This is a genomic window from Halomonas korlensis, assembly GCF_900116705.1.
In the GTDB taxonomy this organism is placed as follows: Bacteria; Pseudomonadota; Gammaproteobacteria; order Pseudomonadales; family Halomonadaceae; genus Halomonas; species Halomonas korlensis.
Map to the genome: position 1 here is coordinate 166,301 of NZ_FPBP01000003.1, position 22,794 is coordinate 189,094.

General features: G+C 61.5%; 19 protein-coding genes. 10 read left to right on the top strand and 9 right to left on the bottom strand.

Going from position 1 to position 22,794, the window contains the following annotated elements; genetic code table 11:
• Nucleotides 1–9 precede the first annotated feature (9 nt).
• A complete protein-coding gene (gene rnpA, locus BM341_RS05530; RefSeq protein ID WP_089793766.1) occupies nucleotides 10–387 on the bottom strand; it encodes a ribonuclease P protein component in 378 nt (125 codons plus the stop codon).
• Nucleotides 388–400: 13 nt separating this feature from the next.
• The gene (rpmH, locus tag BM341_RS05535; protein WP_010626003.1) at nucleotides 401–535 is read right to left on the bottom strand and encodes a 50S ribosomal protein L34; all 135 of its coding nucleotides are present in this window, start codon (nucleotides 533–535) and stop codon (nucleotides 401–403) included.
• A gap of 565 nt (nucleotides 536–1,100) precedes the next feature.
• Here rpmH and dnaA point away from each other — a divergent pair.
• The 4 genes from dnaA to gyrB all read left to right on the top strand — a co-directional run bounded on the left by dnaA (nucleotide 1,101) and on the right by gyrB (nucleotide 7,346).
• The gene (gene dnaA, locus BM341_RS05540) at nucleotides 1,101–2,576 is read left to right on the top strand and encodes a chromosomal replication initiator protein DnaA (RefSeq protein WP_089793768.1); all 1,476 of its coding nucleotides are present in this window, start codon (nucleotides 1,101–1,103) and stop codon (nucleotides 2,574–2,576) included.
• Between the two features lie 74 nt (nucleotides 2,577–2,650).
• On the top strand, nucleotides 2,651–3,754 hold the full coding sequence (gene dnaN / locus BM341_RS05545; RefSeq protein ID WP_089793770.1) for a DNA polymerase III subunit beta: 1,104 nt from the start codon (nucleotides 2,651–2,653) through the stop codon (nucleotides 3,752–3,754).
• A 44-nt stretch (nucleotides 3,755–3,798) separates the two neighbouring features.
• On the top strand, nucleotides 3,799–4,914 hold the full coding sequence (recF, locus tag BM341_RS05550; protein ID WP_089793772.1) for a DNA replication/repair protein RecF: 1,116 nt from the start codon (nucleotides 3,799–3,801) through the stop codon (nucleotides 4,912–4,914).
• A gap of 11 nt (nucleotides 4,915–4,925) precedes the next feature.
• Nucleotides 4,926–7,346: a DNA topoisomerase (ATP-hydrolyzing) subunit B gene (gyrB, locus tag BM341_RS05555; RefSeq protein ID WP_089793774.1), complete on the top strand. Its 2,421-nt coding sequence runs from the start codon at nucleotides 4,926–4,928 to the stop codon at nucleotides 7,344–7,346.
• Between the two features lie 119 nt (nucleotides 7,347–7,465).
• Here gyrB and gmhB read toward each other — a convergent pair whose 3' ends face one another.
• The 3 genes from gmhB to glyQ form a co-directional block, all read right to left on the bottom strand.
• On the bottom strand, nucleotides 7,466–8,026 hold the full coding sequence (gene gmhB, locus BM341_RS05560) for a D-glycero-beta-D-manno-heptose 1,7-bisphosphate 7-phosphatase (protein ID WP_089793776.1): 561 nt from the start codon (nucleotides 8,024–8,026) through the stop codon (nucleotides 7,466–7,468).
• A gap of 257 nt (nucleotides 8,027–8,283) precedes the next feature.
• Entirely contained in the window at nucleotides 8,284–10,350 is a 2,067-nt protein-coding gene (glyS, locus tag BM341_RS05565) for a glycine--tRNA ligase subunit beta (RefSeq protein ID WP_089793778.1), read from the bottom strand.
• On the bottom strand, nucleotides 10,350–11,312 hold the full coding sequence (gene glyQ, locus BM341_RS05570) for a glycine--tRNA ligase subunit alpha (RefSeq protein WP_089794186.1): 963 nt from the start codon (nucleotides 11,310–11,312) through the stop codon (nucleotides 10,350–10,352). Before glyQ ends, glyS begins: the two co-directional genes overlap by 1 nt.
• A gap of 101 nt (nucleotides 11,313–11,413) precedes the next feature.
• Between glyQ and rfaD the strand changes: the two genes are divergently transcribed.
• Together rfaD and waaF are read left to right on the top strand one after the other, a co-directional pair.
• Entirely contained in the window at nucleotides 11,414–12,367 is a 954-nt protein-coding gene (gene rfaD, locus BM341_RS05575; RefSeq protein WP_089793780.1) for an ADP-glyceromanno-heptose 6-epimerase, read from the top strand.
• Entirely contained in the window at nucleotides 12,360–13,430 is a 1,071-nt protein-coding gene (gene waaF, locus BM341_RS05580; protein WP_089793782.1) for a lipopolysaccharide heptosyltransferase II, read from the top strand. Before rfaD ends, waaF begins: the two co-directional genes overlap by 8 nt.
• A 10-nt stretch (nucleotides 13,431–13,440) precedes the next feature.
• On the opposite strand, the gene BM341_RS05585 is transcribed toward waaF, so the two are convergent.
• The 3 genes from BM341_RS05585 to BM341_RS05595 form a co-directional block, all read right to left on the bottom strand.
• A complete protein-coding gene (locus BM341_RS05585; RefSeq protein ID WP_089793783.1) occupies nucleotides 13,441–15,114 on the bottom strand; it encodes a sulfatase-like hydrolase/transferase in 1,674 nt (557 codons plus the stop codon).
• 82 nt (nucleotides 15,115–15,196) lie between these two features.
• Entirely contained in the window at nucleotides 15,197–15,958 is a 762-nt protein-coding gene (locus tag BM341_RS05590) for a glycosyltransferase family 2 protein (protein ID WP_089793785.1), read from the bottom strand.
• Nucleotides 15,955–17,046: a glycosyltransferase family 9 protein gene (locus BM341_RS05595; RefSeq protein WP_089793786.1), complete on the bottom strand. Its 1,092-nt coding sequence runs from the start codon at nucleotides 17,044–17,046 to the stop codon at nucleotides 15,955–15,957. Before BM341_RS05595 ends, BM341_RS05590 begins: the two co-directional genes overlap by 4 nt.
• Before the next feature lie 38 nt (nucleotides 17,047–17,084).
• On the opposite strand from BM341_RS05595, the gene BM341_RS05600 reads away from it, so the two are divergent.
• On the top strand, nucleotides 17,085–18,206 hold the full coding sequence (locus tag BM341_RS05600; protein ID WP_245784176.1) for a glycosyltransferase family 4 protein: 1,122 nt from the start codon (nucleotides 17,085–17,087) through the stop codon (nucleotides 18,204–18,206).
• Between the two features lie 16 nt (nucleotides 18,207–18,222).
• Here BM341_RS05600 and BM341_RS05605 read toward each other — a convergent pair whose 3' ends face one another.
• Nucleotides 18,223–18,930, bottom strand: coding sequence for a 3-deoxy-D-manno-octulosonic acid kinase (locus BM341_RS05605; protein ID WP_089793788.1), 708 nt, complete (start codon nucleotides 18,928–18,930; stop codon nucleotides 18,223–18,225).
• Here BM341_RS05605 and BM341_RS05610 point away from each other — a divergent pair.
• Genes BM341_RS05610 through waaA form a run of 3 tightly spaced genes read left to right on the top strand, consistent with a single transcriptional unit; the run spans nucleotide 18,929 to nucleotide 22,768 of the window.
• Complete coding sequence (locus BM341_RS05610; RefSeq protein WP_089793790.1) at nucleotides 18,929–20,029, top strand: glycosyltransferase family 9 protein; 1,101 nt, start codon at nucleotides 18,929–18,931, stop codon at nucleotides 20,027–20,029. The genes BM341_RS05605 and BM341_RS05610 overlap by 2 nt on opposite strands.
• The gene (hldE, locus tag BM341_RS05615; RefSeq protein WP_089793792.1) at nucleotides 20,019–21,449 is read left to right on the top strand and encodes a bifunctional D-glycero-beta-D-manno-heptose-7-phosphate kinase/D-glycero-beta-D-manno-heptose 1-phosphate adenylyltransferase HldE; all 1,431 of its coding nucleotides are present in this window, start codon (nucleotides 20,019–20,021) and stop codon (nucleotides 21,447–21,449) included. Before BM341_RS05610 ends, hldE begins: the two co-directional genes overlap by 11 nt.
• Nucleotides 21,449–22,768 carry a lipid IV(A) 3-deoxy-D-manno-octulosonic acid transferase gene (waaA, locus tag BM341_RS05620; protein WP_089793794.1) on the top strand — a complete coding sequence of 440 codons (1,320 nt, stop codon included), beginning with the start codon at nucleotides 21,449–21,451 and terminating at the stop codon, nucleotides 22,766–22,768. Before hldE ends, waaA begins: the two co-directional genes overlap by 1 nt.
• Nucleotides 22,769–22,794 lie beyond the last annotated feature (26 nt).

Consider the following 22,794-nt stretch of genomic DNA (forward strand, 5'->3'; position numbering starts at 1 on the left):
CATTTCGCTTCAGGTCGTTATCGATGACGCATTGCGTACATCTCGCTCAAGGCGTCGCCACATGCCGTGGATCTGACGGTGCAGGGTCTCATTGTCCAGCTCCTGGACCCCTCGCTTGGCCAATACGACGATATCCACGGCGGGCAAACGGTCTTGTTGCAAACGCACGGATTCGCGAACCAACCGCTTGAAGCGGTTGCGATCGACTGCGCGGCGAACGTTCTTCTTGCTCACAATCAATCCGAGACGAGGATGGCCCAACGCATTGGGCATGGCCAAGGCCATCAACCCCTTTCCATGAATCTTGTAAACAGCCTTGTCGAAAACAGTCCGATACGCCTCGGCGTTCAACAAGCGAAGACACCGAGGAGAGCTCTGATGAGGCACTAGTGAGCCGCGTTCAGGCGCTTAGACGCTTGCGACCCTTGGCGCGACGGCGTGCCAGAACGGCACGACCATTCTTGGTGGCCATGCGAGCACGAAAACCGTGCACACGCTTGCGCTTGAGAACGCTAGGTTGAAAAGTGCGTTTCATAACTGGTTATTCCCACGTGATTTTTTGGACAAATAGGCAAATTCGAGACATCTGAACCCCCATCGGGGAACCCGGGGTGTTTGACTCAAGACCGGAAATTGTAGTGATTTCGCCGCTCCGGTGCAATTCTTCTTGTCGATAGACTCAAGGGAAGCCGGAGGAAACAGTGACTAATGCTGACGGTGGATGGCTGGCTCGGCATCCGGATGAGGGGGTGTCGTGGGCAGTGTTGGGGATAGAATCTGTTGATAAGCTTAAAAAGTATAGTTTTATCAATAAATTAATGTGTTAATCGTTTTGTGAAGAAAGGTGTGAGTATAAAGCGGCTATTGCCATGATGGCGCGGAACGATGAAATGGCTTCTTTATCGAGTTTAGTGCACCTCTATGAATGTGCTTATCGGTTGCGTTAGCGTGCGTTGGCTAGAAGAGTCCGAATGTCGCGGGTAACTGATATGTCGAGGATGGCGTTTTCCACAGTTCGTCGCACAGGCCGAGCTCGTGTGGATAACTTTGCTGCTGGACGATACAATACCCGGCCGTTTTCCGATCAATGGTGAGGTCGCGTGTCGCTTGCGCTTTGGCAACAATGTCTGGACTCCCTACAGGATGAATTGAGCTCACAACAGTTCAATACCTGGATCCGCCCCCTGCAGGCGGAAGAAGGCGAGGCCAATGAGCTGTGTCTGCTGGCGCCGAACCGGTTTGTCCGTGACTGGGTTAGCGATAAGTATGCCAAGCGTATCAGCGAGTTAATGCGCAATCTGTCGCCTGCCAAACCCCCCAAGGTGGTGTTGACAGTGGGCAGTCGCCGTCGAGCCACGACGCCCCAGCCCCGAGAACTCGGCAACCCGGTGTCCGCGACCCCACCAGCCCAGCAACAGCCCGGCGCGCCCTCGGTGCGAACACCGAAACGGGGCTCAAGCGACGACGAGCGTGAGATAAACGTATTGCGTGAAGAGCAGGATGGGGCGCGTCGACCCGGAGAACGGCAGGTGCAGGTGGAAGGAGGCCTCAAGCACCACAGTGGGCTCAATCCCAATTTCACGTTCGAGACTTTCGTCGAGGGTAAATCGAATCAGCTTGCCAGAGCGGCTTCCCGTCAGGTTTCCGAGAACCCCGGCGGTGCTTATAACCCCCTGTTCCTTTACGGGGGCGTGGGCCTGGGCAAGACGCACCTCATGCATGCCGTGGGCAACGCCCTGTCCACCCGGCGTGAGAACGCGCAAGTGATCTATCTGCATTCCGAGCGTTTCGTGGCCGATATGGTCAAGGCACTCCAGCTCAACGCCATCAATGATTTCAAGCGCTTCTATCGTAGTGTCGATGCCCTGCTGATCGACGATATCCAGTTCTTTGCCGGCAAGGAGCGGTCCCAGGAAGAGTTCTTCCACACCTTCAATGCGTTGCTCGAAGGTGGCCAGCAAATGATCCTGACATCGGATCGTTACCCGAAGGAAATCAGCGGTGTTGAAGAGCGTCTCAAGTCGCGCTTCGGATGGGGCCTGACGGTGGCCATCGAGCCTCCCGAGCTCGAGACGCGCGTGGCGATCCTGATGAAGAAAGCGGATCAGGCGAAGGTCGACCTGCCCAACGATGCCGCTTTCTTCATCGCTCAGAAGATACGCTCCAATGTGCGTGAGCTTGAAGGTGCTCTGAAAAAGGTGATCGCCGACTCCCATTTCATGGGCAAGCCCATCACCCAGGATTTTATTCGCGAGTCGCTCAAGGATCTGTTGGCGCTACAGGACAAGCAGGTGGGCGTCGATAACATCCAGCGCACCGTAGCCGAATATTACAAGATCAAGCTTGCTGATCTGCTCTCCAAGCGGCGGTCGCGTTCGGTGGCCAGGCCACGTCAGGTTGCCATGGCCTTGGCCAAGGAGCTGACCAACCACAGCTTGCCGGAGATTGGCGACGCCTTCGGGGGACGCGACCACACCACCGTCTTGCATGCCTGCCGTAAAGTGAAATCCTTGCAAGAAGAAAGCGCGGATATCCGTGAGGACTACAAGAATCTGCTGCGGTTATTGACGAGCTGAAAGCCAATAACCCTGACCGGTGTCAGGCGCTTCGCACCGGTCATCATCCCTATCAGGAAAGTTGTGGAGCTGACATGAAATTTTCCATCTCCCGAGAAGCTCTGCTGCGCCCATTGACGCTGGTTGCTGGCGTAGTGGAGCGTCGCCAGACCCTGCCGGTGCTGTCCAATGTGCTCATCCAGGTTGATGACGATCAGGTGGCACTCACCGGCACCGACCTTGAGGTCGAGCTGATCGGGCGCACCGTCGCTAGCCTGGTAGAGGCCCCCGGTGCCGTTACAGTGCCAGCTCGCAAGCTGATGGATATCTGTAAGTCGTTACCGGATCAGGCCGACATTCAAATCGCGCTGGAAGATGGGCGTGCCGTGCTGCGCAGTGGACGTTCACGATTTACCTTGTCGACTCTCCCGGCGGCTGAATTTCCCAACATCGAAGAGAGCGAAGGAAGTGCCGAGCTGAGCCTGCCGCGAGGCACGCTCAAGCACCTGATCGATACGACCGCCTTTGCGATGGCGCAGCAGGATGTTCGCTATTATCTCAATGGTATGTTGCTGGAGCTGAAATCTACTCTGGTACGTGCCGTAGCGACTGATGGGCATCGCCTGGCGGTGTGTGCCCGCCCGTCGGACATACAGCTGGAGTCGGCACAGCGATTGATCGTGCCGCGCAAGGGCATCATTGAGCTTGCCAGGCTGCTGGATGATAGTGACGAGCCCGTCACGCTGACATTGGGTTCCAATCACCTGCGCGCGCATACCGGTGATTTTACTTTTACGTCCAAACTGGTGGATGGCAAGTTCCCCGATTACGAGCGCGTGGTCCCCAAGGGCGGCGACAAGGTACTGATTGCTGACCGCGCCGAGTTACGCCGGGTACTATCACGCACAGCAATTCTTTCCAACGAAAAGTATCGGGGCGTTCGTCTGCATCTGGAAGAGGGTAACCTCAAGGTGATGGCCAACAATCCCGAGCAAGAAGAAGCCGAAGAGAATGTGGCGATTGAATATTCGGGCCCGGCGATGGAGATTGGTTTCAATGTCGGCTATCTAGTCGATGTGTTGAGCGTGCTGAACGAAGATCGCGTCCAGATGACGTTTGCCGATCCTAACAGCAGCGCTCTGCTCGAAGAGCCTGGTGGTGGCGACGCGCTTTATGTTGTCATGCCCATGCGTCTCTAAGCGGGGTGGCGGCGCTTTCTTAGCGCCGCCTAACGGGTTCCCTCGTGCCTCTTGATCGTCTTGCCTTCCAAGGCCTGCGCAACCTTGAGCCCTTCGACCTGCGACCCGGGCCGAGGATCAATCTTGTCAGCGGGCCCAACGGTAGTGGCAAGACAAGCCTGCTCGAAGGCATCCATATCCTGGGCATGGGACGCTCCTTCCGCACCCGCCACCTTCGTCACGCCATTTGCCACGATGCCGATGCGTTGGTCGTCCATGGAAGGCTCTCCGGCAATCCCGCCATCCCCTTCGGCGTGCGCCGTCATCGCGAGGTCAGTGAGCTCGAAATGCGGATAGCCGGTGAGCGAATCAACCGCATCACCGCGCTCGTTGACCTGCTGCCACTACAACTGATCAACCCCGATGCGTTCCGTCTTCTGGAAGGTGCGCCGTCGGCTCGACGTGAATTCCTCGACTGGGGAGTGTTTCACGTGAAACACGACTTCCTCGATGCCTGGCAACGGGCGCGTCGGGCGCTCAAACATCGGAATGCGCTGCTCAGACATGGTAGAATGCAAGATGCTTCCATGTCGGTTTGGGAGCATGAGTTGGTGCATTGGAGCGAGCGGATCGACACCTTGCGCCGTGACTGGATGGCGGCTTTTTTGCCTGTCTTCGAGGAAACGCTCGGTGGCCTATTGCCTTTGCAGGGGCTTGAACTAAGGTACTCGCGCGGCTGGGATAGCCGGCGTGAACTCGCCGACATCCTTCGGCAGGGGCGTGAAACGGATCGTCAGATGGGCTTTACCCAGCAAGGGCCCCAGCGGGCGGATCTGCGCATACGATTGGCGCGCCGCCCTGCCGTGGAGGTGTTGTCACGCGGCCAGCAGAAGCTGGTTGTCAGCGCGTTGAAGCTAGCTCAGGGACGACTCCTTGAGGCAACCACCGGCCGCACCTGCGTTTATTTGATTGACGACCTCCCAGCGGAACTCGATGGCCATCATCGGCGCGTCTTCTGCGACTGGCTCGAGCGGATGCATTGCCAGGTTTTCATCACCAGCGTTGATCATGACGTGCTGACAGACCTATGGCGATCCGACACCCCAATGGAGATGTTTCACGTGAAACACTCCGAGAAAGGAGCAGGAAGATTACTGCCCCTTGATAGACAGACTTCATGATGGAGTAGTCAATGAGCGAACATGCTTACGACTCGACGAGCATTAAAGTACTCAAGGGATTGGACGCCGTACGCAAGCGGCCGGGAATGTATATCGGGGATACCGATGATGGCACCGGGTTGCACCATATGGTCTTCGAACTGGTGGATAATTCCATCGATGAAGCGCTGGCGGGGCATTGCACTGAAATACGCGTCCTGATTCATCCTGACGAGTCGATCACCGTCAGCGATAATGGTCGTGGCGTACCCACCGACCTCCACGAGGGTGAAGGCGTCTCAGCCGCCGAAGTCATCATGACGGTTCTTCATGCCGGGGGTAAGTTTGATGACAACTCCTATAAGGTGTCAGGCGGCCTCCACGGTGTGGGGGTCTCGGTCGTCAATGCCCTGTCGGAAGAGTTAAAGCTGACGATCTGGCGAGCAGGCAAGGTGCATGAGCAGATCTATCGCCATGGCGTACCGGCCTCGCCGCTAGCCGTGGTCGGTACCACGGAGAAAAGCGGCACTCGGGTTCACTTCCGACCGTCGACCGATACCTTCAACAATATCGAGTTTCACTACGATATCCTGGCCAAGCGCTTGAGGGAGTTATCCTTCCTGAACTCGGGCGTTGCCATTCGCCTGTTCGATGAGCGCAGTGGCAAGGAAGAACTCTTTCACTATGACGGTGGGCTCAAGGCATTCGTCGATCACCTCAACACCAACAAGACGGTGTTGAATCCGGTATTCCATTTCAATGCCGAGCGCGAAGATGGCGTCGGTGTCGAAGTGGCCATGCAGTGGAGCGACTCGTTTACCGAGAATATCTTCTGTTATACCAACAACATACCGCAGCGTGATGGTGGTGCTCACCTCGCTGGATTCCGTGCCGCACTGACGCGCAGCCTCAATCATTACATCGAGGCCGAGGGGCTGCTCAAGAAGTCTAAGATCAACACTTCGGGCGATGACGCGCGCGAAGGTTTGACGGCGATCATCTCCGTAAAAGTACCGGACCCCAAGTTCTCGTCACAGACCAAGGACAAATTGGTGTCTTCCGAAGTGAAGACAGCGGTGGAGCAGGAGATGGGTCGCCTGTTCTCGGAATACTTGATCGAGAAGCCCAACGAGGCCAAGTCGATCGTTAACAAGATGCTCGACGCCGCCCGCGCCCGCGAAGCCGCACGCAAGGCCCGTGACATGACGCGCCGCAAGGGCGCCCTGGATATCGCCGGGCTACCCGGCAAGTTGGCAGACTGCCAGGAGAAGGATCCGAGCCTCTCCGAGCTGTTTTTGGTCGAGGGCGATTCGGCCGGTGGTAGCGCCAAACAGGGCCGTGACCGTCGCACCCAGGCCATCCTGCCACTCAAGGGCAAGATTCTTAACGTCGAGAAGGCGCGGTTCGACAAGATGTTATCGTCGGCCGAAGTGGGAACCCTGATTACGGCGCTTGGCTGCGGGATTGGGCGTGAGGAGTTCAACCCCGACAAGCTGCGTTACCACTCCATCATCATCATGACGGATGCCGATGTCGATGGCTCGCATATCCGGACCCTGTTGCTGACGTTCTTTTTCCGGCAGATGTCTCAACTGATCGAGCGTGGGCACGTCTTCATTGCCCAGCCGCCTCTCTACAAGATCAAGCGTGGCAAGCAGGAGCTCTATCTCAAGGACGAGCAGGCCATGATCGACTACCTGACGGCCACCGCTCTGGATGGTGCGCGTCTCTATGTCAACGCGGACGCACCGGGAATTGCCGGCGCGCAGCTCGAAGCCATCGTCAATCAGTACCGCGACGTCATGAAGCGGATCGATCGCCTCTCGCGCGTCTATCCCAATGAGGTGCTGCGCAAGATTGTGCATGCCGCGCGTCTCGATGGAGAAGCCGCGTTGCGAGACCGCGTGACTATCAAGAATTGGATCGATGATCTGCAGGCCGAGATGGATGCCCTGGTCGCCTACGAAGGCGGGCCGCGTTATACCTTCCACATCGAGGAAGATGCCGAACGTGGCCTTTTTCTGCCAGCAGTTACATTGGCGGCTCACGGCGTCACGACCGATTACGTCTGGGGTATCGACTTCTTTACCAGTGCGGATTACCGTGCCATCACCGGACTAGGGGAAACTCTTGACGGCTTGATGGAGGAGGGCGCTTACGTCGCTCGCGGCGAGCGGCAGAAATCGGTGGTGAATTTTTATGATGCGCTCGAATGGTTGATGAGCGAAGCGCAGCGTGGTCTTTCTATCCAGCGCTACAAGGGTCTCGGTGAGATGAACCCCGAGCAGCTGTGGGATACCACCATGGACCCCGAGACACGCCGCATGCTGAGGGTAACCATCGAGGATGCCGTCGCCGCCGACATGATGTTCAATACCTTGATGGGCGACGAAGTCGAGCCTCGCCGTGATTTCATTGAGCGATTTGCTTTGGTGGCGAATCTGGACGTCTAACCATGGTCCGGCAATGTTTCATGTGGAACATCCTCACTTAAGTTGAACTAAAGGCGCGCCGGCCCGGGTTGTTAGACTCGGGTCGGCGTCTTTCTACGTGTCGCCTGTAGGGTTTTGCTTCACTCATCGGCCAGCAGCCAGTCCACGAAGCCGTCCAGGTCTTCGAAGACCATCGCCCTCTCCAAGCCTATTCTTTTGGCCTCTGTGCGCCGTCCCTTTCCAGTACGCACCAGTGCGCTCCGGCATCCCAAGCTTTCGCCAGCCTCTAGGTCGCGTAGGCTGTCACCGACTATCCAGCTTCCCTCCAAGCTCTCCAGACCCAGCGCCTCACGTATCTGAATCAGAAGGCCATATAGCGGCTTGCGGCATTTGCAATGATCGTCGGGTCCGTGTGGGCAGTAGGCGATATGTGAGACCTTTCCGCCGGCGTTGCGGACTTGGCGCTTCAGTTCGGCATGGATGGTCTCGAGTGTCGCCTCGTCGTAATAGCCTCGAGCAATGCCTGATTGGTTCGTCGCGATAGCCACTTGCCATCCCGCCCGACTCAGCCTGGCAATAGCCGTAATGGCGCTAGGATAGGGGTGCCATTCCTCGAGTGATTTGATGTAGTCGTCAGAGTCTCGGTTGATGACCCCGTCACGATCGAGAATGACTAGCTTCAAAGAAGTTGTGGTAACCATGCGAATCAATGTGTCTGTTACGGAAGAAGTGTGTGAAGTGTTTCACGTGAAACATCGTCTTGCCATAAAAAGGGAATAGATGAGCTTCTTCGCGTATAGGGGGCACGAAAAGTGTTTCACGTGAAACAGCGCAAGGTATGGCAGGAAAAAAGCGGGGCAGTAAAGCGCTAAGCAGGAGAGAGCAGGGCAGGATGCAAGCCATATGAAAAGGCCACCGAGGTGTGTCCTCGATGGCCTAGCCAATCATCAATTAGCTGTCATTGCTGAAGTAGTGCGATATCGGCCACTTCGAGGAATAGCGCCTGCAGGCTTGCCAGCAGCGCCAGACGATTGCAACGAACGGCTTCGTCATCGGCCATCACCATCACCTGGTCGAAGAAGGCGTCGACCGGGTCGCGCAGGCTAGCCAGAGCGTCCAGTGCTTCATGGTAGCGGGCTTCGGCGAATAGCGGCATTACAGCATGCCGACAACTCGCCACAGCCTCGTAGAGAGCCGCCTCGGCGGCTTCCTGCAGCAATCCTGTCTCAATGCTGGAAACATCGCCATTGGCTTGCTTGGCAAGGATGTTCGAGACACGCTTGTTGGCGGCTGCCAGGGCTGCTGCCTCGTCGCGTCGAGTGAAGGCCTGAACGGCACTTAGTCGTCGCGCGAAATCCAGCGGATGGGTTACCGGACGGGCACGAACCGCCAGGTAGACCTCCGTCTCGATGCCTTCATCGTGCGCCCAGGCACGGAAGCGGTCGAGCATATAGGTGAGGACCTCATCGACAAGCTTATCGGTATCGACGAGCGTCTGATGTTGAGCGACGGCCAGTTCAAGCAGCTCCCGGAGATCCAGGTCCAGCTCACCCTTGACCAGGATGTTCAACACCCCGATGGCGGCGCGGCGCAGCGCAAATGGATCCTTGGTGCCGCTCGGCCGAGCGCCGATACCGAAAATGCCGGTGAGGGTGTCGAGTCGGTCAGCCAGCGCCAGGGCCTTGCCGGTGTCGCTGTCGGGGATCGCGTCGCCGGCGAAGCGCGGCAGGTACTGCTCTTCGAGTGCTTGCGCCACTTGGCCGGGTTCGCCGTCCTGAGCGGCATAATAGTGGCCCATGATGCCCTGTAGCTCGGGGAACTCGAGCACCATCTCGGTGACCAGGTCACACTTGCCGAGTGCGGCTGCACGGCGTGCATGGGCGGCGGAGCCTCCAATACGCTCGGCAATGAAGGCCGCCACCTCGGCATTGCGATGAGCCTTGTCCGCCAGCGAGCCGAGCTGCTTCTGGAAGACCACGCCGGCAAGCTCTGGGGCACGGTCGGCGAGCGGGCGTTTGCGATCGGTCGCATAGAAGAAGGCGGCATCGGCCAGGCGAGGGCGAATGACCTTCTGGTTGCCCTGGATCACTTGCTCGGGATCCTCGCTGTCGATGTTCGCGATAGTGATGAACAGCGACTTGAGCCGACCATCGGCGTCGAGAAGGTGGAAGTATTTCTGGTTGGCCTTCATCGAGGAGATCAGGCACTCGGACGGCACCTCGAGGAAGCGTTCATCGAAGCTGCCGGTCAGGGCCACGGGCCACTCCACCAGGCCGCTTACCTCGACGAGCAATGCCTCGTCGATCACCGCCGTGGCGTCCTGAACCTCGGCCTCGGCGAGAACCTGCTCGCGGATGCGTTCGCGCCGCTTGTCACGGTCCGCCAATACCCAGGCGTTCTCGAGCACGCTCAGGTAGTCATCGGCGTGTGTCAGTTCGATAGGCTCTGGGGCATGGAAGCGATGACCCCGCGTCATCCGACCGGCGTTCAGGCCCAACGACTCGCCTTCGACCACCTCATGGCCATAGAGCATCACCAGCCAATGCACGGGACGGGAGAATTCTACCCGCGAGCTGCCCCAGCGCATGTTCTTGGGTACGGGGAGTGACGTGAGGGCCTTGTCAACGATGGCCGGCAACAGGCTGGTGGTCGTTTCGCCTCGTTGCTGCTCGCGGTAGCCGAGCCAGGTGCCCTTGTCAGTCTCGAGATGAATCAACTGGTCCACCGTGACGCCGCACGAGCGCGCGAATCCCTCGGCGGCCTTGGTGGGTTGTCCCTCCTTGAAGGCGGCCGCCAGAGCCGGCCCGCGACGCTCGACCTCGCGGTCGGGCTGTTTGTCGGCAAGCTCGACGATCTGCACCGCAAGACGACGCGGGCTGGCATAGGCCATCACGGCACCATGCGTGACATCGGACTCGTCGAGGCCGCGACGAATGCCGTCCGCGAGGGAATCTGAGAGCAGGTCGATGGCGCTTGGCGGCAGCTCCTCGACGCCCAGTTCAACCAGTAGGGTGTTGGCAGCCATCAAACATTTCCCTCTTCGGTAAGTGATTCTTCGGCGAGACATTCATCGCGCAGGGCCGCTGGGGCCAGCGGGAAGCCGGCGGCCTTGCGTGACTGGTAGTAGGCGCGAGCGACATCCCGGGCCATTGTGCGCACACGCAGGATGTAGCGCTGGCGCTCGGTGACTGAGATGGCATGGCGGGCGTCGAGCAGGTTGAAGGTGTGCGAGGCCTTGAGCACCTGTTCATAGGCGGGCAGCGGTAGGCTAGCTTCAAGCAGCTTGCTGCATTCCCGCTCATGATGGTCGAAGGCCGCAAACAGGAAGTCCACGTCGGCATGCTCGAAGTTGTAGGCCGATTGCTCACGCTCATTCTGTAGATAGACATCGCCATAGCTCACGCGGGTGCCATCCGGCGCCACGGTCCATACCAGATCGTAGACACTGTCGACATCCTGCAGGTACATGGCGATGCGCTCGAGCCCATAGGTCAGCTCGCCGGTGACGGGGTAGCACTCGAGGCCGCCGGCCTGCTGGAAATAGGTAAACTGGGTCACCTCCATGCCGTTGAGCCAGACCTCCCAGCCGAGGCCCCAGGCGCCCAGGGTAGGCGATTCCCAGTTATCCTCGACGAAGCGGATGTCATGGACCAGCGGGTCGAGCCCCAGGCGCTTCAATGAGCCCAGGTAAAGCTCCTGCAGATCGGCAGGAGAGGGCTTCATGACGACCTGGAATTGATAATAGTGCTGCAGGCGGTTGGGGTTCTCGCCATAACGACCATCGGTAGGTCGACGGGAGGGCTGCACATAGGCAGCGTTCCAGGTCTCAGGACCGATGGAGCGCAGGAAGGTGGCCGGATGAAAGGTGCCGGCTCCGACTTCCATGTCCAGAGGCTGCAGGATCACGCAACCCTGTTCGGCCCAGTACTGCTGCAGGGCGAGGATCAGGCCCTGGAAGGTTGCCACGTCTGGCGTCGACTGTGTCATTGCAAAAGCACCGTTGGCCATGAATTCACTGGGCGTCAAGTATACAATCACAGGCAGATCGGTTATAGGCGCAGGCCGCTGCGCCGCAACGAGGACTTCCCATGATCGTAGTGACAGGCGGCGCCGGCTTTATCGGGGCCAATCTGGTCAAGGCGCTCAGTGCCCGCGGCCACGAGGTAATGGTCGTCGATGATCTGAGCGACGGTACCAAGTTCATTAACCTGGCCGATTGCACCCTTGGCGACTACCTCGACAAGGACGATTTTCTCGGCCGGATCAAGGCAGCGTTGTCCGGCCTATCCTCCGGCCTGCCGCCCATCGAAGCGATCTTCCATGAAGGGGCCTGCTCCGATACCACCGAGTGGGACGGGCGCTTCATGCTCGAGAACAATTTCGAGTATTCCAAGGTACTGCTGCACTACTGCCAGCACCTCGGCATTCCCTTTCTGTATGCCTCGTCGGCGGCCACTTATGGCGGCAGCGAGGTGTTTGTCGAGGCACCGGAGCACGAGAAGCCACTCAATGTCTACGGCTACTCGAAGCTGCTGTTCGACCAGTACGTGCGCGCCCGCCACGATGACTTCACCAGCCAGGTGGTGGGCTTCCGCTACTTCAATGTCTACGGCCCTCGAGAGCAGCACAAGGGCAAGATGGCGAGCGTCGCCTTTCATCACCATACCCAGATCAGTACCGGTGCGGACTTGAAGCTGTTCGGGGCCTGGGAGGGCTACGACGCCGGCATGCAAAGCCGTGACTTTGTCTATGTAGGTGACGTGGTCGATGTGAATCTGTGGTTTCTCGACCACCCCGAGGTGTCCGGAATCTTCAACCTGGGAACCGGCCGCGCCGAACCCTTCAAGGCTATCGGGCAGGCGGTGATCGACTATTACGGACGCGGAGAGATCGAGTACATCGCTTTTCCCGAGGAGCTCAAGGGGCGCTATCAGAGCTATACCCGCGCCGACATCACCAAGCTGCGCCAGACCGGTTATGACGGTGAGTTCCGTACCGTGGCAGAAGGGGTGAAGGCCTACCTGGAGTGGTTGCATGGCTGATGCAATTTCGTCCTCGAGCGATTCTTCATCCAGCGCATCGGGTGAGCGGATTCTGGTGGTGGGGCCGTCATGGGTGGGGGATATGGTCATGGCCCAGAGCCTGCTGATGACCCTGAAGGCTCGCCATCCCGGCTGCTATATTGGCGTGGTCGCACCGGAATGGTCGCGGCCGATTCTGGCGCGGATGACAGAAGTCGACGAAGTGGCGAGTCTCGAGACCGCACATGGCGAATTTGGCTGGCGGGCTCGGCGCTCGCTTGCTCGGAAGCTGCGTGGCCGCTTCGAACGTGCCATCGTGCTGCCCCGCTCCTGGAAGTCTGCGCTGGTGCCTTACCTGGCCCGTATTCCGCGTCGCACCGGCTTTACCGGTGAACAGCGATACGGTTTGCTCAATGACCGTCGTCGCCTGGACAAGACGGTGCTGGACCAGACCGTCAAGCGTTTCGTGGCGCTGGGAGTCTCGGTGGAAGAGGCAGCAACGGGCCACTTTTCCCTCCCGCATCCGCGGCTGACGGTGGATGCCGATAATCTGGTGGAACTGCGGCTGTCCCTCGGGTTGTCGTCACGACCGGCCATTGGCATGATGCCTGGCGCGGAGTATGGTCCGGCGAAGCAGTGGCCACTCGCCTATTTCCGGGAGCTGGCGGGAAGACTAAGCGCTGAAGGCTTCGAGGTTCGGGTGCTGGGTGGCCCGAAGGACGCCGCGGCTGGCGATCTGATCAGCGAGGGGCAGCCCCATGTCCACAACCTGTGTGGACGCACTCGATTGGCGGATGCCGTCGATCTGCTGGCGGACTGCCGGCAGGTGGTCACCAACGACTCTGGCCTGATGCATGTTGCCGCGGCGGTGGGCACCCGAATCCAGGCGTTATACGGGTCGTCTTCGCCGGCCTATACGCCGCCGCTGACACGCAATGCCGAGATTCACACGCTCGGGCTGGCCTGTTCCCCCTGCTTCGCCCGTACCTGCCCGCTGGGACACACCCATTGCCTGGTTCAGATGCGCCCCGAACGCATACTAACGTCTATCCAGTCGTCCGAGTCGGTCATCGTTCGTAGCTGAAACGCGTTGGCTATTGAGCGTAGGCGGGTTGTTCGTTGGTGGCGTCTTCCGGCGTCTCGACGATCTGTTCGGTAGTGGTGGCCTCTTCCTCCTGTTGTTGCTCCGGCACCAGGCCTTCCCAGAGCCGCTCCTGAAGCGCGGTTTCCGCGCGCATTCGGGTATTGACGTTCTGGGTGCCATGTTGCTCCACCAGGGTCGGGTAGGGAGACAGTAGGGAAACGCCGAGGCCGGCGCGATGATCGTCAATCTCGAAGCCCATTGCCTCGAGAATGGTGGGGAAGACATCGAGCGTCGATGCGGGACGGCTGACATTTCCCGGAGGCATGTCATTGCCGAGCAGCATGAAGGTATTGTAGCGCTCGCCACTGATCAACTGCTCCCAGGCCGACACGCGCATCGTCAAATGGTCGCTGGCAATCACCACCAAGGTGTTTTCCAGCAGGCCCTCCTCTTCGAGTCTCTCGACCAGGTCACGTGCCAGCCAGGCGGAACACTTCACCGAGTAGAGAATGTCAACGCCATCGAATTCTCCTTGTCGCTGTTCACAGCGTCGGGCTGGATAACCCTCAGGCGCATGGCCGGTGAGGGAAAGGTTGACGATAGCCCACGGGGACTCGCTCTGGCTGAGCTGGCGTACTTCTTCCACGGTGATGTCGTAAAGCGTGTCGTCGTATAGTCCCCAGTTATTGAGGTAGTCGGGATCTTCCAGTTGGGGTAACAGCGCCTCTCGACCCAGTACGCGATCGAAGCCATGATCCTCGTAGAAGATGCCCTTGCCGGCAAACGCGGTACTGGCACCGCCCATAAAGGTAAGATGGTAGCCCTGCTCGTCGAGCAGGTCGCCGAGGCAATCCACCCCCGGCACCACCTTGCCCAAAGGCTCGAACTGGCTGTCATGGAGCAGACCCGCGGGCATGAGCGGCGTGCCGCACTGGGTAGCGATCATACCGGCCATGGTCCAGCCAGTGTTCTCGAGCTGCTGGATGCCCTCGAAGACACGCGCGCGCTGGCCGAGTGCTGCAAGGTCAGCATAGGCATCGCCGAAGCGCTCGGTATCGGCATACGTGCGCTCGAGGCTTTCCAGATAAAGCAGCAGCAGGTTGGGAGGGTCAGCCGGAGCCTCGTGGATGACCGGCGCGACATAGCGTCGCTCCAGCCAGGCGCCGTCATCGGTGACAATCGCGGCACTGCGCTGCCCTACCCCATAAAACAGGGGGTTGGTGGCCAGCAGGATCAAGGCCAGCGGTCGCTCGCCCAACCGCCAGCGATGGTCGACTCGCACTAGCCAAGTAAAGGCGATCAACAACATGGCCATCGAGAAGGTGTAGAGCACAGCGGCAATATTGCGATCGGTGCCACCATGATCTTCCATGCCGGCCTGAAGATGGAAGAAGACCGCACCGAGGTCGACATCACCAAAGCTGGCGGCAAGATAGACGTAGAGCCCCCAGAGTGCGAGCGGCAACAACGACCAGGGCCAGGCGCGGGTCTGAGTGCGGGGACGACGTGGTGCGCCCCAGCGAAACAGCCAGCCCAGGCCAAGCCAGCCAACCACCACCGGCGCCATGATCCAGGGCGACAGCAGGCTCAGGGTCGCAACGGAATGCGCGATCCATAGACCGATGATGAGGAGGGCCCACCATCGGGGTTGGCGAGCGTAAGCAAATAGTGCGGGGTGGAGCATGACCACGACGCCGGAGTGAGTTCCTTGTCAGCTTACCAAGGCCAGGTGGTATAGGGCAGTCCCGACCGGCCATCGACGCGGGTCACTTCCGCTCGAGACGCTCCTGCTCGTAAAGTTCGTTGAGCTTGGCATATTTCATGAATGCGTGAAACGCCGTGGTGACCGTGACGATCATGCCATCGGCGCCCTGCAGAATTCCCCCTTTCAGAAGCAACTTGCGCAATACGGCACTGGTTGCATGCAGCGTGGGGCGCCAGGGCGATGGGCCAACCCCTCGCTCCTTCATGGCCCACGCATCGCGGGTCGACAGCTGATCAATGCGCTGCATCCAGTGCGACAGGTTCTCGTAGGTGAAGTGGCGAATGTGCGTGCCGGTGTCTTCGATGCGGGGAGAGGCTACCGAGGAGTGCGCTTTCCTCGGCAGGTAGCCTGACGTGGTCCGGTTATAGAGCCTGACGACCTTGTCGGGGTAGAAGCCGGCCGCCTTTACCCAATGGCTGCCGCAGAAGTTGCGGCGGTTGAAACGGTAAGCGATGTCCGGGTCGTCCAGCGACAGCGCCTGAATGGCCGCCACGGCGTCGTCGTCCAGCCGTTCGTCGGCATCCAGCGCCAGTATCCAGTCGTGCGAGGCGTAGGAGACACCATGGGCTTTTTGAGGACCGTCGCCGAGATACGTCTGGCTCAGAACCCGGGCGCCACAGGCCTCGGCGATACGCACGGTATCGTCCTGGCTCAGCGAATCGACCACAATGATTTCGTCGCAGACCTGCTTGAGGGAGTCCAGACAACCGGCGATACGCGACTGTTCGTTGAGGGTGATGACAATACCGGTGATAGGCGTCATGAGAGAGGCTCGCGAGAGGTGAGCGATACGAGAAGCGAGGCGATGTTACGGGCTGCCGATTCAACGTCGAGACGCGACATGTCCTGCTCTCCTGCGGTGGGGGGAGGGCAGAAGGCCAGGCGGTGGTCGGCTCGGTTGCAGGTCTGCCAGCGCAACGGTGTGGAGGAGCGCTTGGCGGGATAGAAACCCGCCGTCGGGATGTCCAGGCAGCCGGCAATATGCAGCGGGCCGGTGGAGCCGGCGATGATCAGGTCGGCCGCCGACAGGCTCGCGGCGAAATCGTCGAGCCCTTTTCGAGGCGGGGGCAGCGTCGCCTCGAGCCCCGCGGCAATCAGCCGCTCGTAAAGCGCACGTGCGCTAGACTCTTCGCCGGGGCCGGCGGTCAGCACCCAGATGGGCCGGCTGGACGGCGCCAGTCGCGCGTCGATGGTCATCATCAGGCGGGCGTACTGTTCGGCCGAAAGATTGACCGCCGAGCCCCCGCTACCGGCATGCACGAACACCCAGGGACGCGCCGTATCCAGCCCCCGCTCCTCGCCGAGCCGTATCCGCCAGGCCTTGCGGCTTTCTTCGGACAATGGCCAGTAAGGCGGCGTGGGGCGTGCTGGCAGATCGTAACCCATGGCGCCGAGCATGGCCTCGGCCAGTTCCATATTGTAGACGTATTCGGGTTTCTCGGATCGCGATCTGCGCTGGGTGATACGCTGGTTGTAGAATAGCTGCGCCCACTTGGTGGCCGGGGCCAGCCGCAGGGGAATCCCGGCACGCCAGCCCAGCCAGCCGATGCGTGGAGTGGAGAAGAGTGTCAGCAAGCCATCGAAGCGGTCGCTGCGCAACCGGGCCAGCAGGTCGCGCCTGGCCTTCCGCCCCTCGCCCGGATCAACGATGACCGCGTCGACCCAAGGGCAGAGCCTGGCCATCGGAGCCGTATAGGACGGCACGAGGACGCTGACATGTATCGCGGCGTCCGCCGCCTTCAGGCAGGCCAAGGCCGGCCAGGCCAGCATGAAGTCACCCAGCTTGTCGTTACGGACCACCAGCAGGCGAGGGGGCTTCTCATTCATCGACGCGTCAGACATTGTTGCCATTCGGGCTCCCGAGCCCCGCGACCTGAAAGGAGCCAACCTTGTCGCACAAGGTCATGCACATCTGCCTCTCCCACGGCTGGGGCGGATTGGAAATGTATCCTGCGCGGATTATACCCGAGCTGACGCGTCAGGGGGACGAGGTACACGGCCTGGCCTTGGCCGGCTCGCGCGTCGCCGCCAGCCTGATCGACGTGGGCGTGACGCCGGTGACCGTAGCATCGAAGGCTCGTGCCCTGCTCGCCGTACCGAGGCTGCTGGGCTACCTTCGGACGCAGAGGATTGGTGTGTTGCACTGCCACAAATCCAGTGACTTGCGTCTGGGGGCCTTGCTGGTGACCCTTATGCCGGGGCTAAGGCTATTCTTTACCGATCATATGGGCGTCACACGCCCCAAGAAGGATTTCTACCACCGTTGGGTCTACGGTCGCGTGACCACACTCTTTTCGATCAGCGACGCGACTCGACAGCGCAACCTCGCGGCGTTTCCGCTGCCGGCCGAGCGCATCCAGCGCCTCTACCTGGGGATCGACCCGGCGCCCTATGCCTCATGCCTGACGACACCGGCGCGCCAGGCGCTACGCGACATCCTGCACATTCCCTCCGGCGCGGTGGCCATCGGCCTGCCGGGACGCTTGACCGCCGGCAAGGGCCAGACCGTGTGGATCGAGGCCTTGAAGTCGCTACATACGCATTTGCCCAACCTGGCCTGGCACGGGGTGCTGATCGGTGGCCTGCATGCCGACGAGGGCAGCGACGAAGCCTACGTAGCCCAGCTGCATAAACGAGTATCAGCGTTGGGACTGGACGCCCGGATCACCTTCACCGGCTTTCGGGGAGACTTGCCGCGGGTGTTCGAGGCGCTGGATATCGTCTGTGTGCCGTCGCGTAACGAGGCCTTCGGGCTCACTGTGATCGAGGCTATGGCTGCCGCGAAGCCGGTCATCGGTGCCGCCAGCGGGGCCATCCCCGAGCTGATCGATGCCGAGACGGGACGCCTGGCGCCGCCGGGAGACGCCGACGCCTGGGCAACGGCCATGGCCGAGCTTGCCGCCGACGCGGCGCTACGCGAGAGGCTCGGCGCCGCTGCCCGGAAGCGGGTTCAACAACATTTCACGCTGACGGCGCATGTCGAGGCATTGCGCCGAGCGTATCAAGCTTAACCCGTCGTTGCCGACGTCAGGCGGCGCCGTATCCCCGCCGAATGGCGAGCATTGCTTCGAGGGCATCGAACTTGCCGAGCGAGCGCAGTAAACGCTCGAGGTTGGCCGCCTGCCATTTGCCCGGCCGTCGCCGCCGGCAGCGGTCCAGATCAATCAGCCAGACCTTGCCCCGAGGGTCGACCAGCAGGTTGCGGGCGTTGAGGTCGACATGGTCGAGGCCCGCGTCATGAAAGCGGCGCACGGTGGCCCCGACACGCTCCAGGAGTGCGTCGTCAGCTTCCCTGGAGACCAGCAGCTCGGCCAGGGCTCGTGCGCCGGTAATCCTGACGGTGATCAGCGCGGCCTCATAGGTCAGGCCGTGTCGGGCGACGCTGGCGGCCAGCGGGCGCGGCACGGGCAGGCCAATCTCGTGCAGCTCGGCGGTCAGGCGCATCTCGCGAAAGGCACGGGTGCGCTCCAGGCCAGTCCATAGGTAGCGGCGCTCGCTGATTCGAGAGATCAAGCCGCCACGTCGATAAGGGCGCAACACCCACTGTGCCTTGCCCGCATCCAGGAAGAGGCTGGCGCCCCGCCCCGGGGCCTCGCCGATGACTCGGCCGTTGTGCCGCCAATGGGCGGGGTCGAAGAGCCGCGGATCAGTAGGGGGTATCGCCGAGGCGTCACATAAAGCGTCCGCTTCATATAGAATGAACGATCTATTCGTTCGACATGTTGCCAAGTGCATGAAGCATCCTCTGCCTGCTCGACCCCGGCACATCGGTGTACTGCGACTCTCCGCCCTGGGTGATGTGTGTAACCTGGTGCCGACGGTTCGCGCCCTGCAGCGCCACTGGCCCGAGGCGCGCCTTACCTGGATCATCGGCAAGGGCGAGCATAGTCTACTGGCCGGCCTTTCCGGGGTCGAGTTCGTCGTCTACGACAAGAGCACAGGGTTAGCCGGCATGCGCGCCCTGTGGCAGGAGTTGGCCGACACCCGCTTCGATGTCCTTCTGCATATGCAGCAGTCACTGCGGGCAAGCCTGCTGTCGCTGGGGCTCAAGGCGGATGTCAGGGTCGGCTACGACAAGGCCCGCGCCAAGGACGCCCAGCACTGGTTCACCCATCGCCACCTCGCCCCTCATCCCCGGGCGCACGTGCTGGAGTCCTTCCTGGACTTCGCACGCCTGCTCGGGGTCGAGGACCTGTCGCTGGACTGGCAGCTGCCGATCCCGGCCGTGGCCTTCGATGAAGCTCGAGCGTTGAGCGGCGAGGCCCCCTACCTGGTGATCAACCCGTGCAGCAGCATGCGGCTGCGCAATTTTCGCAACTGGTCTGCCGAGGGCTACGCATCGGTGATCGAGCATGCCTGGGTGCATCACGGCCTCAAGACGGTGCTGACGGGCGGCAGCAGTACCCAGGAGCGCGAGCTTGGTGAGCGTATTCAGGCGCTGTGCCGCCCCGATACGGTGATCGATGCCATCGGTGGCACCTCGCTCAAGGGGCTCTTGGCGCTGATACAGCGCGCGCGTCTGTTAGTGGCGCCCGATACTGGTCCCGTACACATGGCCAACGCGCTCGGCACCCCGGCCCTGGGCCTTTACGCCACCTCGAACGTCGACCGGGCGGGCCCCTATCTCTGGCGAGCGTTCGCGGTCGATCGCTATCCCGAGGCCGTGCGTACTTATATGCACAAGGCGCCCGAGGAGCTGAGCTGGGGCCAGCGGGTTCGCCATCCCGATGCCATGTCGCTGATTCGGGCCGAGGACGTGATCGAACGCCTCGATGCCCTGCTTGTGCAATCGCCAGTCCCACAGGATACGGAGTCCCGCGCCGATGAAGCTTGATCTCACTGCCCTGGAACACTCGCGCCTGCTGGTGGTGGGTGACGTGATGCTCGATCGCTACTGGCACGGCGGCACCTCGCGCATCTCGCCGGAAGCGCCGGTCCCGGTGGTCCGCGTCGACGAATGCGAGGACCGCCCGGGTGGGGCCGCCAACGTGGCCCTCAATATCGCCTCGCTGGGCGCGCATGCCGCATTGGCCGGGCTGGTCGGCAATGACGACAACGCCGTGCGCCTCGACAGTCGTCTGGAAAGCGCCGGAGTGAGCACTCACTTCGAGCGCAGCCCCGGCATTCCCACCATCACCAAGCTGAGGGTGATGAGCCGCAACCAGCAGCTGATTCGCCTGGACTTCGAGGAAGGGCTCGGCGATGTCGATACCGCCGGGCTGCTGGCGCGGGTCGAACGCGCCTTGCCCGACTGCGATCTGGTGATTCTTTCCGACTACGGCAAGGGCACACTCAACCGGGTCGAGGAACTGATTCAGCTGGTCCGTCGCAGCGGCAAGCGCGTGCTGGTGGACCCCAAGGGTAGCGATTTTCGGCGCTATCGCGGGGCCAGCGTGATCACCCCTAACCTGACGGAGTTCGAGACGGTGATGGGCCCTTGCCGCGACGACGCCGAACTCGCCGCCAAGGGGGAAATGCTGCGTACCGAGCTCGAACTCGAGGCGCTGCTGATCACCCGCAGCGAGAAGGGCATGACGCTGATTCGCGAAGGGCACGAGCCGCTGCATCTGCCGACCCGCGCTCGCGAGGTGTTCGATGTCACCGGCGCCGGCGACACCGTGATCGGCGTGCTCGGGCTGGCCCTGGCGGCGGGCCATGGCTTCCCCGAAGCGATGACCCTGGCCAACCTGGCGGCCGGCCTGGTGGTCGCCAAGCCCGGCACCGCGACGCTCTCGATTGCCGAACTCTATACCGCCCTGCACGGCGACAAGCTGGCCGAGTTCGGCCTTATCGAGGAGGCGCCGCTCATCGAGGCCGTGCGGGCCGCGCAGGCGCGTGGCGAGCGCGTCGTCATGACTAATGGCTGCTTCGACATCCTGCACGCCGGCCATGTGGCCTACCTAGAGCACGCTCGCCAGCTCGGCGACCGCTTGATCGTGGCGGTCAACGACGATGCCTCCATCGCCCGCCTCAAGGGCCCCCGGCGCCCGATCAACCCGTTGATGCGGCGCATGCAGGTACTGGCCGGTCTTGGCGCAGTGGACTGGGTCGTGCCCTTCGCCGAGGACACCCCCGAGCGTCTGATCGAGGCGGTGCTGCCGGATATACTGGTCAAGGGCGGCGATTATCGCCCCGAGGAGATCGCCGGCGGCGAGGCCGTGCGCAGGGCGGGAGGCGAGGTGCGGGTGCTCGGCTTCGAGGATGGTGTTTCCACCACGGCGATGATCTCCACGATTCTCGACCGCGAGCGCTGATGTTCCGCCCAACCACCGCCCGCAAGCGCCGCCCCTGGGCCCGCCGCCTCTATGGGGTCGCGCTTCGGCTGCTTGCACCGCTGATCGTCTGGCGCGTCTGGCGTGAGCACCTCCCGGCAAGCCCGCGCCGGGAGCGGCTAGGCTACATTCCACCGTCCGGTGATGGGGAGCGCGTTATCTGGCTGCATTGTGCGTCGGTCGGCGAGGTGCAGGCCGCCCGACCGTTGATCGAGGCCCTGCTGGCGTGCTACCCGAGTTATCGTCTCGTCGTCACCACCATGACCGCTACCGGCGCCGAACGGGTGAGGGCGCTGGCGAAAGGGCTTCGTGAGCAAGGCGTTTCGGGCGAAGTGAGCCATCACTTCGTGCCGCTGGATTTTCCCGCCGCGACGAGGCGTTTCGTGTCTCGCTTGCGCCCGGCGCTTGCGCTTTTCTTCGAGACCGAACTCTGGCCCAACCTGCTGGCGGCTTGCGCGCGGGGCGATATTCCGGTGGCGGTGGTCAACGGACGCCTCTCGCCGCGGGCCTATCTGAGCTATCGTCGCTTGGCGCCCTTGATGGAGGAGGCCCTGGGCCAGGTGGATTGGCTGGCGGCCAAATCCCCTGACGACGCCGAGCGCTTCCAGACGTTGGGGATGTCGCCTGACAAGATCGAGGTGGTGGGGTCGTTGAAGTTCGCGTTGTCGATTAATGACGCGGATCAGCTGGTAAGTGAGCACTTGCGTACTCGGCTGGGAAATCGGCCCGTCTGGGTCGCCGGGTCGACCCACGAAGGCGAGGAGGAGCAATTGCTGGCCGCCCATGGCCGGCTACTTGAGACCGTGCCGAATGCTTTGCTGATCCTGGTGCCGCGTCACCCGCGACGCTTCGACGCCGTCGCGACGCTCTGCGTTCGACAGGGCATGAGCCTGGCAAGACGCTCGCGAGGCGAGTGGCCGACGTCTGACATGGCCGTCTACCTGGGCGATACCATGGGCGAGCTGCTGTCGCTCTATGGGGCTGCCGACCTGGCCTTCGTCGGCGGCAGCCTGGTGCCGATCGGCGGTCATAACCTGTTGGAGCCCGCGGCGCTGGGCGTGCCGGTGCTCAGTGGTCCGGCGCTGGACAATTTCGCCGACATCGCCGAGGTCATGCGCGAGGCGGGGGGGCTGGTGGAAGTGGCCGATGCCGATGAGCTCGTCGCTGCCCTGCGGCGGCTCTTCGCCGATGCCGGCGAACGCCACCGCCTGGCCGCGGCCGGGCACGGCGTCGTCACTGCCAATCGCGGGGCACTCGACCGCACCCTGGCAGGCCTGGCGCGTCTTCTGCCGCCTGCCTGAGCCTCCCCAGCGCTTTCAAGCGGGTT

What these genes read in the sequence shown, in the direction of transcription:
- rpmH (WP_010626003.1), bottom strand. Translation starts at nt 535, where the DNA reads ATGAAACGCACTTTTCAACCTAGCGTTCTCAAGCGCAAGCGTGTGCAC.
- dnaN (WP_089793770.1), top strand. Translation starts at nt 2,651, where the DNA reads ATGAAATTTTCCATCTCCCGAGAAGCTCTGCTGCGCCCATTGACGCTG.
- gyrB (WP_089793774.1), top strand. Translation starts at nt 4,926, where the DNA reads ATGAGCGAACATGCTTACGACTCGACGAGCATTAAAGTACTCAAGGGA.
- gmhB (WP_089793776.1), bottom strand. Translation starts at nt 8,026, where the DNA reads ATGGTTACCACAACTTCTTTGAAGCTAGTCATTCTCGATCGTGACGGG.
- glyS (WP_089793778.1), bottom strand. Translation starts at nt 10,350, where the DNA reads ATGGCTGCCAACACCCTACTGGTTGAACTGGGCGTCGAGGAGCTGCCG.
- glyQ (WP_089794186.1), bottom strand. Translation starts at nt 11,312, where the DNA reads ATGACACAGTCGACGCCAGACGTGGCAACCTTCCAGGGCCTGATCCTC.
- rfaD (WP_089793780.1), top strand. Translation starts at nt 11,414, where the DNA reads ATGATCGTAGTGACAGGCGGCGCCGGCTTTATCGGGGCCAATCTGGTC.
- waaF (WP_089793782.1), top strand. Translation starts at nt 12,360, where the DNA reads ATGGCTGATGCAATTTCGTCCTCGAGCGATTCTTCATCCAGCGCATCG.
- BM341_RS05585 (WP_089793783.1), bottom strand. Translation starts at nt 15,114, where the DNA reads ATGCTCCACCCCGCACTATTTGCTTACGCTCGCCAACCCCGATGGTGG.
- BM341_RS05590 (WP_089793785.1), bottom strand. Translation starts at nt 15,958, where the DNA reads ATGACGCCTATCACCGGTATTGTCATCACCCTCAACGAACAGTCGCGT.
- BM341_RS05595 (WP_089793786.1), bottom strand. Translation starts at nt 17,046, where the DNA reads ATGGCAACAATGTCTGACGCGTCGATGAATGAGAAGCCCCCTCGCCTG.
- BM341_RS05610 (WP_089793790.1), top strand. Translation starts at nt 18,929, where the DNA reads ATGAAGCATCCTCTGCCTGCTCGACCCCGGCACATCGGTGTACTGCGA.
- BM341_RS05605 (WP_089793788.1), bottom strand. Translation starts at nt 18,930, where the DNA reads ATGCACTTGGCAACATGTCGAACGAATAGATCGTTCATTCTATATGAA.
- hldE (WP_089793792.1), top strand. Translation starts at nt 20,019, where the DNA reads ATGAAGCTTGATCTCACTGCCCTGGAACACTCGCGCCTGCTGGTGGTG.
- waaA (WP_089793794.1), top strand. Translation starts at nt 21,449, where the DNA reads ATGTTCCGCCCAACCACCGCCCGCAAGCGCCGCCCCTGGGCCCGCCGC.